The organism is Escherichia sp. KS167_9B (genome assembly GCF_030295215.1).
GTDB lineage: Bacteria > Pseudomonadota > Gammaproteobacteria > Enterobacterales > Enterobacteriaceae > Escherichia > Escherichia coli_F.
In genome coordinates, this window is record NZ_AP025756.1 from 1 (window position 1) to 12,813 (window position 12,813).

The following is a 12,813-nucleotide window of genomic DNA, read 5'->3' on the forward strand; positions in this document are numbered from 1 at the left end:
GTGGCTGAAAGATACATCTCACAAAGACACTGGAGTCAACTTCCTCCCGAAGAGCAAATCCGTTTCTGGGAAGACTATGAAGCGGGAAGGGCGACCACTTTCCTGGTTGAACCGGAAAGGAAGCGCACAAAGCGTCGTCGTGGTGAGCACTCCACTAAACCCAAATGCGAAAATCCGACCTGGTATCGTCCTGCGCGCTATAAGGCGTTGAGCGGGCAGCTCGGGCACGCCTATAACCGTCTGGTGAAAAAGGACCCGGTGACCGGCGAACAGAGCCTGCGCATGCACATGTCGCGACATCCTTTTTACGTGCAGAAACGGACGTTCGCTGGCCGTAAATATGCTTTCCGGCCGGAAAAACAACGTCTCCTCGATGCCATCTGGCCGGTTCTGGTCAGCTTCAGTGATGCGGGCACACACACCGTGGGGATGAGTGTTTCCCGTCTGGCCAGAGAAATCAGCCCGAAAGACAGCAAAGGAAAGGTTATCCCTGAACTCGAGGTGACGGTTTCCCGTCTTTCCCGTCTGCTGGCTGAGCAGGTGCGTTTTGGTGTGCTGGGAGTGTCAGAGGAAACCATGTGGGACCGTGAAACTCGCCAGCGTCTGCCACGCTATGTCTGGATAACACCGGCAGGGTGGCTGATGCTGGGCGTGGACATGGTTAAACTTCACGAACAGCAGCAGAAGCGGCTGCGTGAAAGTGAAATCCGCCAGCAGCTCATCCGGGAAGGTGTACTGCGTGAGGATGAAGATATCTCCGTACATGCGGCCAGAAAACGCTGGTATCTGCAGCGCAGCCAGGATGCGCTGAAACACCGCCGTGCGAAAGCGGCAGCCCGCAAGCGTGCCAACCGCCTGAAGAAATTACCAGCCGACCAGCAGATTTATGAGATGTCACAGCACATCCTGAAGCGTATGCCGCCGGATGAAGCCTACTGGTGCACGCCGGAACGCTTACAGCAGCTGGCCATCAGGGAGCTGTACCAGCTTGAACTGACGCTGGCTGCGCCACCACCGCACTAGACAGCACCATCCTTCAGCACTGAATCATCGCCAGCCCCTCCGGGGCTTCCGGCGCTGGTTCCGTCCGGCCAGAAATCCCCCGTAACCACCTGAAACCCCCTCATTTGGTCATACACGTCTATTAAATCACTCACCGGTCGTCAGAACGTGGCCACGTTGTTTCAGTTACCCACATAAACCCGCAAACAAAAAACGTTAAGAAGCTGCAAACCAGAAACAAGAAACCTGCAATATAGCCTTAACCCCCTTATCTAATCCCCTGCGTTGTTCCACCGCAGGAAAAGTCTTTATCTCTGATACTCCTGTGAACAAATACAAAAAGGCCTTCGCTTGCAGCGGCACAAGCCGCGCCGCTCAGAATTAAAAGCACCTCCCACCGCAAGCGGCGGGCCCCGACCGGAGCCACTTTAGTTACAACACTCAAATGCAACCTCCGGAAAAAACCCGGTCCCGCGCAGAACTGAAACCACAACGCCCCTCCCTCATAACTGAAAAGCGGCCCGCCCCGGCCCGAAGGGCCGGAACAGAGTCGCTTTTAATCATGAATGTTGTAACTAAAAGTTTTCATCGCTGTCAGTCTTCTCGCTGGAAGTATTGAGTACACGCTCGTAAGCGGCCCTGACGGCCCGCTAACGCGGAGATACGCCCCGACTTCGGGTAAACCCTCGTCAGGACCACTCCGACCGCGCACAGAAACTCTGTCATGGCTGAAAGCGGGTATGGTCTGGCAGGGCTGGGGATGGGTAAGGTGAAATCTATCAATCAGTACCGGCTTGCGCCGGGCTTCGGCGGTGTTACTCCAGTATCATATGAAAACAACAGAGTGCCGCCTTACATGCCGCTGGCGCGGCATCTGTTACCCGTCAATACATTTGTCATGATATATATGTAACGTTTATAATCTCTCCAAAGGGAGAATGAGATACGAACCGGATTGCCCTCTTCTGACAGGACTGGTATATCTGTATCCTGTAACTGTGGCATATATTGGCTGGATAATAATGAATCAGCAGAATAATATAAAGAGAAATTTTTTACAATCGTTACGTAATACAACAGTGTTGTTACTCGACATTGCTTTAATTGAATCACTTAAGACTATAAATAGTGATCAAAAACAAATAAAAAAATTACTACGGATTACAGGGTCATATTTTCTTGAAAGATTCGAACCGGGTAATTCTGTTAATAGTGAAATAATTACACTAGCTTTGAAAAAAGATAATCTTGATGAGAACTTTATAACTAACTTACTAACCAGAATAAAAGACGACAAATTTAGTGATACTGCTATAGATTTAACTAATGTTTTGGATGCAATGAAAGATTTTGTGAAAGAAGAACTTAGATACTACATATCTTTTGAATCCAGCTTTGAAGACTACTATATTCCGCTGATTAGCAAAAACATGGATTTTATGCTTGATTATGAAGAGTATATGAGGAATACGATTAATTTAATAAACAAAAGCGCCCTGTCAGATGAAGAAAAAGAAAAAATGTTGCAAATAACTTACTTTTCATATGCAAGAACCATTGCAACTTATGTAGACTCTGCTTCAAAGGAATTTATAGAAGGTGCATATGGCATTTGTCATCTATATATCCTGAAAAAACTGCGCAAAACTAAAAAAGTTCCAGAAAATATATGTCGCATATTCAGAGAAGATTTAAAAAAAGCCAGTGAAAAAAGTATCGGAAGTGTTAAATCTATCTTAAAGATTTTTTTTAATTATCCTGATACGATTTATCATTCAACTGACAAAAATAAACTGGAGGGAATGTATGATATATATAATGAGTTTGTTAAATGCCGAAATGAAATAGTTCATGAAAACATCGTCAAAATAGACACGTTTAACTACATTATGACGTATTTTAAAGTATGCAATGATTTTCTCTGTGATATTTTTAATGAATTTTATTCAGGAAAAGCTCAGGACCTCATAATTGAAAATATTATTCATCTTTGTTTGAGGGTTACTAACGAGCGTAGTGATATACTGGAGAATTTATGTAAAAGTAAAAAAGTCACTACCTGAAATGGTAAAGGAGGCAATTAAAGTAAGAGATAATGAAAAGAACGATTTATTGATTAAGCAGGATGATTTTAAAAACAGGCTCACCAAAAGACGAACACCCTGGAGATGTATATAAGGTTATGAAAATCATATCCGTTACGGGAATTACTGTGATGAATACAGAGGATATTCATTTCTTTTCTGATTCATCTGAGAAGAAAAGTAAGCGACTCGTCAGAACCGTATTGATATTTACTGAGAGCTCAGATCAACTTTCCAGGGCAACAGATCGCGTACCCGGTTTGCCGGCCAGTCCTGGATATGCTCAATGACGTAACGCAGCCATTTTTCTGGCTCCACATTGTTCTAGAGTGCCTTCAGGAACAGCTAATCGGGAAGCGCCTTCACTGATCGAAAGCTGATTTTCAAGAACCGTTCTGACGGCTTCGGTTTAAACTCTGTAGAGTAACGTTGGGTTTTTCTGCTCATTATTGGCTCCTTCTAATGCCATTCTATTTCAGGAAGGAGTGTCCGTTAAACTCAGGCTACCTCACATGATAAAATCATAGGTGATTTTATCGAAAAATACATGTTCTGCTTACTGGATTAATAACCTTGTTCTTGAAGCAGTGCCATCTGTAGCTTCTTTTTAGATCACGTAATGGAAAAAAGGATGATGCCTGAATTTGTTTTTGCTCCTGAGCAGCAAAATGAGCTGGATTTTTCATGATTTTTCTATGCCATATGGTATTCTGAATAACAATTCCATTGAAGTCTACAGGGCTTCCCATAATCAAAGAACCCAGGCAGGATTCAGCTTCGCTTACAGAGATAAATTCGCGCCCTTTTATAAGCCGGTGAGGTAAATATTGGCTGAAGCCTGCAATCCAGTCGTCAATTTTTCCATAAAACGGTCCCCATCCCGAAAACTGACCAGCCGTGGGATCTATGATGATGGCTTGTCCTCTGAGGCTTGCAACTACAGCATAATGATTTGCTGGTGTTAAATTCGAAAGCCCAGTCCAGGTAAGTAAACCGATCACACGATAGGGTATGCGGCGTTGTGTCAGAATCTCAACTACTCGTTTTGCACAAATGAGACATTTTCCATGTGGATTGCGGGAATACTCCTGGATTTTGCAATCACTTATAATATAATCGATAACCATGATGTTTATTCTTTTACTTTAATAAATGGGGTTCTATGCCGGAACCACTGAAATTACCGGCCTGTGATTTTTAGTGGTCCTTCGGTACTTCAATAACTCCATCAGCTATCCTATGAGCAAGTCGTTCCATCCATTTCGCAAATCGAAAATGCCCAGGGTATTGCAGGCAGATGTAATCCATCTGAACTTTTGAGGAACTCTCCATTACCCGTTTAAAGGCATCCATGTAATCATAACAAACTGAACTGAAGTGGCACACTGAATTTTGAACCGCCCCGGAAATCCTGGAGACTAAACTTCCTGAGAAAGAGGTAAACAGGATGACTAAAAATACTCGTTTTTCCCCCGAAGTCCGTCAACGCGCAGTTCGTATGGTTCTGGAAAGTCAGGGCGAATATGACTCACAATGGGCGGCAATTTGTTCCATTGCTCCAAAGATTGGCTGTACGCCAGAGACTCTGCGTGTCTGGGTTCGCCAGCATGAGAGGGATACCGGGGGCGGTGATGGTGGGCTCACCACCGCTGAACGTCAGCGTCTGAAAGAGCTGGAACGTGAAAATCGTGAACTGCGCCGCAGTAACGATATCCTTCGCCAGGCTTCCGCTTATTTTGCGAAGGCGGAGTTCGACCGCCTCTGGAAAAAATAATGCCACTGCTGGATAAGCTGCGTGAGCAGTACGGGGTCGGACCGGTATGCAGTGAACTGCATATTGCCCCGTCAACGTATTACCATTGTCAGCAGCAGCGGCATCATCCTGATAAACGCAGTGCCCGTGCGCAGCGCGATGACTGGCTGAAGAGAGAGATACAGCGCGTATACGATGAAAATCATCAGGTGTACGGTGTGCGTAAAGTCTGGCGTCAGTTGTTACGGGAAGGAATCAGGGTGGCCAGATGTACAGTGGCGCGCCTCATGGCGGTTATGGGACTTGCCGGTGTTCTCCGGGGTAAAAAGGTCCGCACTACCGTCAGCCGGAAAACCGTTGCCACAGGTGACCGCGTAAACCGTCAGTTCGTGGCAGAACATCCTGACCAGCTGTGGGTGGCTGATTTTACTTACGTCAGCACATGGCAGGGCTTCGTCTATGTGGCGTTCATCATTGATGTGTTTGCCGGATACATCGTGGGGTGGGGGTCTCATCGTCTGGGTGATGCCTCTAATTAGTTGAATCTGATGTATAATTCGGGCTTTTGAGGTTATCTCATGGCCAGTGTTAATATTCATTGTCCCCGTTGTCAGTCAGCTCGGGTTTACCGCCATGGTCAGAACCCTAAAGGCCGTGACAGATTTCGCTGCCGTGACTGCCACCGTGTATTTCAGCTCACTTATACTTATCAAGCACGTAAGCCGGGTATGAAAGAGCTGATCACTGAAATGGCCTTTAATGGTGCCGGGGTTCGCGATACCGCCAGGACACTGAAAATTGGTATTAACACCGTCATCCGGACTTTAAAAAACTCGCGCCAAAGCGAATAACTTCTTCGCCTGTTGCCCATGCTGATGTGGTGCTTATCTGCGAGCTTGATGAGCAATGGAGCTACGTTGGCAGTAAAGCCCGGCAACATTGGCTCTGGTACGCGTACAACACCAAAACAGGCGGTGTACTGGCCTACACTTTTGGTCCCCGAACCGATCAAACGTGCCGGGAGCTACTGGCACTGCTTACACCCTTCAACATCGGCATACTCACCAGCGATGACTGGGGCAGCTATGGCCGGGTGGTACCGAAGAATAAGCATCTGATCGGCAAAATATTCACCCAACGCATTGAGCGTAATAATCTGACGCTACGCACCTGTATTAAGCGGTTGGCTCGTAAAACAATCTGCTTCTCACGCTCAGTTGAGATCCACGAAAAAGTGATCGGAGCGTTTATCGAAAAACACATGTTCTACTAATTGGATGCACTACCCCGGGGATATCTGGGTTAAAGGCTCACGACGTTACAAAAATTTCGACGATTACCTTATTCCAGAGAAAGACTTTGATAAGCTCTCACCTGCATTACCACTACCTGTTTCTGCTGATTCATTATTATCCAGCCCATATATATGCCACAGTTACAGGCAACAGATATACCAGTCCTGCCAGAAGAGGGCAATTCGGTTCGTATCTCATTCTCCCTTTGGAGAGATTATAAAGGGGGCCGCCTGGAATTCGGAAATTTTCCCACGCTAAGAGTCTGTTCAAGATTCTGTGTAAATACCTTTTCTCAGAAGTGAGCATCCAGGCGGTCACCGAACTCGATAATGAACTCGATAATCAAGCGGCTCATTGCCATACACCAGTCCTTCAACGACATCTTCCATTTCTGGGATGCAGACTGGATTGCCAGCCCCCCGCTTTTTTACCGATACCGAGTCGTCTGCCGGGAACACTTTACACTGCATCAGAAGGGCAGGGTTACACCATCCGGCCAGTGAACGGTGCCACCGGCGCTGATACCGGCAAGAATGGTCGCAAATTCCCGCTCCGTACAGCGGGCGATTTCCGGATGCCCTTCGTCATCGACACGTACAAACCAGAAGACCAGCTTTTTGTTTCCCGCATCCACAAAGAACGGAATATTAAGGTCTGCGCAGCACTTAACGGCATCGTCAAAACTATCAAAGCGCAGAACTTCTGCGTCTTCTTCGTCAAAGAAGTCATCGTCGTGAAGCTTCACGACATAGCGGGGAAGTTTGCTTCTTTGAGGTGCAGGTTTTCGTTTACGGGGTTTAGCTGAACGGGCCATATAACTAACTGAAAGACAATAACATTGTCTGTTTTTATAGCGGTAATGGCAGACCATGACAAGTTGCAGCCGTCAGGCTGCCTACCCGGCCGGTGGAGACGTTGGTCAGCAGCAAAACTTTTGTCTGGTTATTAAGACCGTAATCCCTAACAAGAGGAAGCCCGGTAACCTGAGCACTTGGCCGGGCTCTCAAAGAATGAATCGGGGATTCTGACGCTGGAAGCGGTCCTACCAATCAATAAAGCTCTTACATGTTCAATCACAAATAAAACACAACAACATAAATTAATATTGCCAACATGTAACAATCAATTAACCATTTGTTGCCTTACTCATGAAAACACTTTTTGTATAACGTTTACGCAGCGTGTGACAAAAACGAGCTACAGACTCCTGCACGATGTGTGAGTTCAAGGAGACCTGCAATGAATCTCTGGCAACAAAACTACGATCCCGCCGGGAATATCTGGCTTTCCAGCCTGATAGCATCGCTTCCCATCCTGTTTTTCTTCTTTGCGCTGATTAAGCTCAAACTGAAAGGATATATCGCCGCCTCATGGACGGTGGCAATCGCCCTTGCCGTGGCTTTGCTGTTCTATAAAATGCCGGTAGCTAATGCGCTGTCCTCGGTGGTATACGGCTTCTTCTACGGGTTGTGGCCCATCGCGTGGATCATTATTGCGGCGGTGTTTGTCTATAAGATCTCGGTAAAAACCGGGCAGTTTGACATCATCCGTTCGTCCATTCTTTCGATAACCCCTGACCAGCGCCTGCAAATGCTGATTGTCGGTTTCTGTTTCGGCGCGTTTCTTGAAGGGGCTGCTGGCTTTGGTGCACCGGTAGCAATTACCGCCGCATTGCTGGTCGGCCTGGGTTTTAAACCGCTGTACGCCGCCGGGCTGTGCCTGATTGTTAACACAGCACCAGTGGCATTTGGCGCGATGGGGATCCCAATCCTGGTGGCCGGGCAGGTCACAGGCATCGACAGCTTTGAGATTAGCCAGATGGTGGGGCGGCAGCTGCCGTTTATGACCATTATCGTGCTGTTCTGGATCATGGCGATTATGGATGGCTGGCGCGGTATCAAAGAAACCTGGCCTGCGGTTGTGGTTGCGGGCGGTTCATTTGCCATCGCACAGTTTCTCAGCTCCAACTTCATTGGACCGGAGCTGCCGGACATTATCTCTTCACTGGTATCGCTGCTCTGCCTGACGCTGTTTCTCAAACGCTGGCAGCCGGTGCGCGTATTCCGCTTCGGTGACTTGGGAGCCTCACAGGTTGACATGACGCAGACCCACACCGGTTACACCACAGGTCAGGTGTTGCTTGCCTGGACACCGTTCCTGTTCCTGACCGCCACCGTCACACTGTGGAGTATCCCGCCGTTTAAAGCGCTGTTTGCTTCGGGCGGCGCGCTGTATGAGTGGGTGATCAACATTCCGGTGCCGTACCTCGATAAACTGGTTGCCCGTATGCCGCCAGTGGTCAGCGAAGCGACAGCGTACGCCGCCGTGTTTAAGTTTGACTGGTTCTCTTCCACCGGCACCGCCATTCTGTTTGCTGCGCTGCTCTCGGTTGTCTGGCTGAGGATGAAACCATCTGACGCTATCAGCACCTTCGGCAGCACGCTGAAAGAACTGGCTCTGCCTATCTACTCCATCGGTATGGTGCTGGCATTCGCCTTTATTTCGAACTATTCCGGGCTGTCATCAACCCTGGCGCTGGCACTGGCGCACACCGGCCATGCATTCACCTTCTTCTCGCCGTTCCTTGGCTGGCTGGGGGTATTCCTGACCGGGTCGGATACATCATCTAATGCTTTGTTTGCCGCTTTGCAGGCTACCGCCGCACAACAAATTGGCGTTTCTGACCTGTTGCTGGTTGCTGCCAACACCACAGGTGGCGTCACCGGCAAGATGATCTCCCCGCAGTCTATCGCCATCGCTTGTGCGGCGGTAGGCCTGGTGGGCAAAGAGTCAGAACTGTTCCGCTTTACCGTCAAACACAGCCTGATCTTCACCTGTATGGTGGGCGTGATCACCACGCTTCAGGCCTATGTCTTAACGTGGATGATCCCTTAATGACTGTTTTATCCAGACGCCTGTCAGACGAGGTTGCCGATCGTGTACGGGCGCTGATTGATGAAAAAAACCTGGAGGCGGGCATGAAGTTGCCCGCTGAACGTCAACTGGCAATGCAACTCGGCGTGTCGCGTAATTCACTGCGCGAGGCGCTGGCAAAACTGGTGAGCGAAGGCGTGCTGCTCAGTCGGCGCGGCGGCGGAACGTTTATTCGCTGGCGTCATGACACATGGTCGGAGCAAAACATCGTCCAGCCGCTGAAAATACTGATGGCCGATGACCCGGATTACAGTTTCGATATTCTGGAAGCCCGCTACGCCATTGAAGCCAGCACCGCGTGGCATGCGGCAATACGCGCCACACCTGGCGACAAAGAAAAGATTCAGCTTTGCTTTGAAGCAACGCTCAGCAAAGACCCGGATATCGCCTCACAAGCGGACGTTCGATTTCATCTGGCGATTGCCGAAGCCTCACATAACATCGTGCTGCTGCAGACCATGCGCGGTTTCTTCGATGTCCTGCAATCCTCAGTGAAGCATAGCCGTCAGCGGATGTATCTGGTGCCGCCGGTTTTTTCACAACTGACCGAACAACATCAGGCAGTCATTGACGCCATTTTTGCCGGTGATGCCGACGGGGCGCGTAAAGCAATGATGGCGCATCTTAGTTTTGTTCACACCACCATGAAACGATTCGATGAAGATCAGGCTCGCCAGGCGCGAATTACCCGCCTGCCCGGTGAGCATAATGAGCATTCGAGGGAGAAAAACGCATGATTATTTCCGCAGCCAGCGATTATCGCGCCGCAGCGCAACGCATTCTGCCGCCGTTCCTGTTCCACTATATTGATGGGGGGGCATATTCTGAATACACGCTGCGCCGCAATGTGGAAGATTTGTCAGAAGTGGCGCTGCGTCAGCGTATTCTGAAAAACATGTCCGACTTAAGCCTGGAAACGACGCTGTTTAATGAGAAATTGTCGATGCCGGTGGCACTGGCTCCGGTGGGTTTGTGTGGCATGTATGCGCGTCGTGGCGAAGTTCAGGCTGCAAAAGCGGCGGATGCGCATGGCATTCCGTTTACTCTCTCGACGGTTTCCGTTTGCCCGATTGAAGAAGTCGCTCCGGCTATCAAGCGCCCAATGTGGTTCCAGCTTTATGTACTGCGCGATCGCGGCTTTATGCGTAACGCGCTGGAGAGAGCAAAAGCAGCGGGTTGTTCGACGCTGGTTTTCACCGTGGATATGCCAACACCGGGCGCACGTTACCGTGATGCGCACTCGGGTATGAGCGGCCCGAATGCAGCAATGCGCCGCTACCTGCAGGCGGTGACGCATCCGCAATGGGCGTGGGATGTGGGTCTGAACGGCCGTCCACATGATTTAGGTAATATCTCGGCTTACCTCGGCAAACCGACCGGACTGGAAGATTATATCGGCTGGCTGGGGAATAACTTCGATCCGTCCATCTCATGGAAAGACCTTGAGTGGATCCGCGATTTCTGGGATGGCCCGATGATAATCAAAGGGATCCTCGATCCGGAAGATGCGCGTGATGCGGTGCGTTTTGGTGCTGATGGCATTGTGGTTTCTAACCACGGTGGCCGCCAGCTGGATGGCGTGCTTTCTTCTGCCCGTGCACTGCCCGCTATTGCAGATGCGGTGAAAGGTGATATCAGCATTCTGGCGGACAGTGGGATTCGTAACGGGCTTGATGTCGTGCGTATGATTGCGCTCGGTGCCGACACCGTACTGCTGGGGCGCGCTTTTCTGTATGCACTGGCAACAGCGGGCCAGACGGGTGTAGCAAATCTGCTGAATCTGATCGAAAAAGAGATGAAAGTGGCGATGACGCTGACTGGCGCGAAAACGATTAGCGAAATTACGCAAGATTCGCTGGCCTGTTGTAAGCAATGGACGTAAAAACAGAGCAGGATGTCCCCTGTGTTATATAAAATCTATTCGTCACGCTCTGACTCAGGATAATGAAAGAGCTCCGGGGCAGAGCTGCAGGAGTATCAGTACAGAAACTTCAATAAAGGGGTCCGCCAGGAATTCGGAAAACAAACCACGTTAAGACTATTTTTTAGCCAAATGACTTTCAGGAATCGCCAGAATGGCGGGACAACAGCGGTTTTGGTGTCCGAAATCGTACGTTTATGGTGCAGTAAGTGAGAATTTATTCGTACCAGCTATGGATACGTTACGGGCAGTGATTTTTCGCGCCAGACAGCTATTTCTTTGCTGTCCGGTTAACGGCGGTCTTACGTACAGGTTGCCGAACGCAAAATTTGTGCATTCCGGAAATTTCGGCGGTTGCGGCTTGGAACCCCTTTTATTGTTACAGGAGGCCTGGGCTTGTCTGCTACCGGTCCGGACGGGAGGGACAGCGGGAATTTGAATCCGGTTAACTGAGCCGGACATACGGTAAAATAAGGAATGCAGGCAGAACGGGAAGCACTGCAGGATGAGACAGTTGTCTGGAAGTACATCAAAATTGCAACAATAGTACTCTATTGCGTGACATAGATTCGTGACGTATAGTTACTGCATCTTATTTGTATATAACCACCATCAGGTACAAAATTATGTCTCCCGCACAAGCTAAACAAAAGCAGCATGAACGCTACGAAGCCGTAGCGGTGCAGGTTTTGCGTGGTCGTGCCGGTTACAAGCCTGCCGTGAAAAGCCGTTTCAGTAAGTCAGCCAATAGCAAATTCTCCCATACTATCGCTTTTGCCTGATCATGAACTTTGAGGCACAATAAACCATCATTCGCTGATGGTTTTTTTATGCCAGTTCAAGACGTTATTCCCCCCTATGAGCAGATGTACCTGCTAAATCAGCAGTTGATCTGCAACGCTGACCAGCTCAAACATGCCGTTATCACAGTTGGCGGCCAGGCTGTGCAATACTGGATATCCTATTATCATGCACAATACGGCGACAGATTGCCTGATGAGCGTCTCACCACTTCTGTTGACTGCGACTACAGTGCCCGGAAAGATGATATTGCGGTTATAGCAAAAACGCTCAACGTGAAAACGTGGGAAAACAAAGACGGTCAGCCCCCATCCCTTGCGCAGTTTATGCTTATCGATCAGGACACACACGATATCAAACGGGATGATGGACGTTTATTTGCCGTACCGGATGCGCCTGACGAGCCAAATGTGGTGGATATTATCGATCGGCCCGGAGGCTTCGACCGTTCTGATTTTCTGGGGGAAAAGCTTTACCTGCATACTGCCCCGTTTTATGTAGAAGCAACCGGCCCCGGTATGCCTGAAATGAATGAAAAGGTAAGGGTGTTGAACCCTGTAGCCTGTATGCGATCGCGCTTTAGCAATCTGATTGCCTTGCGCCGTGATGCTGAAATTGAAATTGCGCGAATTAACGCGCTCAAGATTCCGTGTTATTTCTTTCTCATCGAACAGTTTGATGAACAGCAGTTCAAAGTTGCTCGAGGAATCTTTATGGATTTATGGCGGCTCGCGAATGACGAAAGTTGTCTGCGCCATCAGACCTTCTGGCATAGTTGGCAGGGGCCACTTCTTGAAGGGCAACAAAGTAACAACATCACTCTGATTGATATATTGGAAGGCGTCCATGCATTCCTGGAAGGGCATCTTGATGACTTTGAAATACCTGAAGCCTTTGTCACCAAAGAATTACCGATAAAGCTCGCACAGTTGCGTGAACGCTGGGAGCGTTATGTGGTACTCAATGCTGAATGGGCAGCAAGAGGGCGCAGGGGATTTGAACGTAATTACCGTGATGATTAGC

At 49.0% G+C, this 12,813-nt stretch carries 12 protein-coding genes, 5 pseudogenes and 1 other annotated feature; of the genes and pseudogenes, 12 read left to right on the plus strand and 5 right to left on the minus strand.

The features are described from left to right. The 5 genes and pseudogenes from repA to QUE34_RS27865 all read left to right on the plus strand — a co-directional run bounded on the left by repA (position 1) and on the right by QUE34_RS27865 (position 3,065). Positions 1-1,023 (plus strand): plasmid replication initiator RepA, encoded by a 1,023-nt coding sequence (gene repA / locus QUE34_RS27855; RefSeq protein ID WP_000840936.1) that lies wholly within the window; start codon positions 1-3, stop codon positions 1,021-1,023. A 424-nt stretch (positions 1,024-1,447) separates the two neighbouring features. Further along, positions 1,448-1,581 (plus strand): annotated as a pseudogene (locus QUE34_RS28800) (replication-associated protein RepA4). A gap of 35 nt (positions 1,582-1,616) precedes the next feature. Beyond that, complete coding sequence (locus QUE34_RS28805) at positions 1,617-1,775, plus strand: replication-associated protein RepA4 (protein ID WP_502877203.1); 159 nt, start codon at positions 1,617-1,619, stop codon at positions 1,773-1,775. Further along, entirely contained in the window at positions 1,727-1,915 is a 189-nt protein-coding gene (locus tag QUE34_RS27860; RefSeq protein ID WP_169301556.1) for a hypothetical protein, read from the plus strand. The genes QUE34_RS28805 and QUE34_RS27860 overlap by 49 nt, the downstream gene beginning before the upstream one ends. A gap of 109 nt (positions 1,916-2,024) precedes the next feature. Continuing rightward, entirely contained in the window at positions 2,025-3,065 is a 1,041-nt protein-coding gene (locus QUE34_RS27865; protein WP_136800776.1) for a hypothetical protein, read from the plus strand. Positions 3,066-3,296: 231 nt separating this feature from the next. On the opposite strand, the pseudogene QUE34_RS27870 reads toward QUE34_RS27865, so the two are convergent. From QUE34_RS27870 to QUE34_RS27885, 4 genes and pseudogenes are all read right to left on the minus strand, one after another. Further along, positions 3,297-3,410, minus strand: a pseudogene (locus QUE34_RS27870) (transposase domain-containing protein); the annotation flags it as partial. Next, positions 3,406-3,533, minus strand: a pseudogene (locus tag QUE34_RS27875) (transposase); the annotation flags it as partial. The pseudogenes QUE34_RS27870 and QUE34_RS27875, both read right to left, overlap by 5 nt. An 86-nt stretch (positions 3,534-3,619) precedes the next feature. Further along, positions 3,620-4,213 carry a hypothetical protein gene (locus QUE34_RS27880; protein WP_000234130.1) on the minus strand — a complete coding sequence of 198 codons (594 nt, stop codon included), beginning with the start codon at positions 4,211-4,213 and terminating at the stop codon, positions 3,620-3,622. Between the two features lie 70 nt (positions 4,214-4,283). After that, positions 4,284-4,451, minus strand: a pseudogene (locus QUE34_RS27885) (arylsulfatase regulator); the annotation flags it as partial. Positions 4,452-4,533: 82 nt separating this feature from the next. On the opposite strand from QUE34_RS27885, the pseudogene QUE34_RS27890 reads away from it, so the two are divergent. Next, a pseudogene (locus QUE34_RS27890) lies at positions 4,534-5,345 on the plus strand (IS3 family transposase); the annotation flags it as partial. Next, positions 4,815-4,931, plus strand: a sequence feature (AL1L pseudoknot). Its footprint overlaps the pseudogene before it by 117 nt. Positions 5,346-5,417: 72 nt before the next feature. Beyond that, positions 5,418-6,112, plus strand: a protein-coding gene (locus QUE34_RS27895; protein ID WP_096988088.1) for an IS1 family transposase whose coding sequence is annotated in 2 segments (ribosomal slippage) — positions 5,418-5,664 and positions 5,664-6,112 — 696 coding nt in all. Because the reading frame shifts where the segments join, the coding sequence is not laid out codon by codon here. Between the two features lie 491 nt (positions 6,113-6,603). Here QUE34_RS27895 and QUE34_RS27905 read toward each other — a convergent pair. Beyond that, positions 6,604-6,948, minus strand: coding sequence for a hypothetical protein (locus QUE34_RS27905; protein ID WP_024166186.1), 345 nt, complete (start codon positions 6,946-6,948; stop codon positions 6,604-6,606). A 425-nt stretch (positions 6,949-7,373) separates the two neighbouring features. Here QUE34_RS27905 and lldP point away from each other — a divergent pair, with 425 nt between their 5' ends. From lldP to QUE34_RS27930, 5 genes are all read left to right on the plus strand, one after another. Then, positions 7,374-9,029 (plus strand): L-lactate permease, encoded by a 1,656-nt coding sequence (gene lldP / locus QUE34_RS27910; RefSeq protein ID WP_042966746.1) that lies wholly within the window; start codon positions 7,374-7,376, stop codon positions 9,027-9,029. Further along, entirely contained in the window at positions 9,029-9,805 is a 777-nt protein-coding gene (gene lldR, locus QUE34_RS27915; protein WP_000217412.1) for a transcriptional regulator LldR, read from the plus strand. The genes lldP and lldR overlap by 1 nt, the downstream gene beginning before the upstream one ends. Then, positions 9,802-10,950, plus strand: coding sequence for a quinone-dependent L-lactate dehydrogenase (lldD, locus tag QUE34_RS27920; protein WP_000586939.1), 1,149 nt, complete (start codon positions 9,802-9,804; stop codon positions 10,948-10,950). The genes lldR and lldD overlap by 4 nt, the downstream gene beginning before the upstream one ends. A gap of 665 nt (positions 10,951-11,615) precedes the next feature. Then, complete coding sequence (locus QUE34_RS27925) at positions 11,616-11,771, plus strand: hypothetical protein (protein ID WP_000074142.1); 156 nt, start codon at positions 11,616-11,618, stop codon at positions 11,769-11,771. A 48-nt stretch (positions 11,772-11,819) separates the two neighbouring features. After that, a complete protein-coding gene (locus QUE34_RS27930; protein WP_001145110.1) occupies positions 11,820-12,812 on the plus strand; it encodes a hypothetical protein in 993 nt (330 codons plus the stop codon). Position 12,813: the final 1 nt, after the last annotated feature.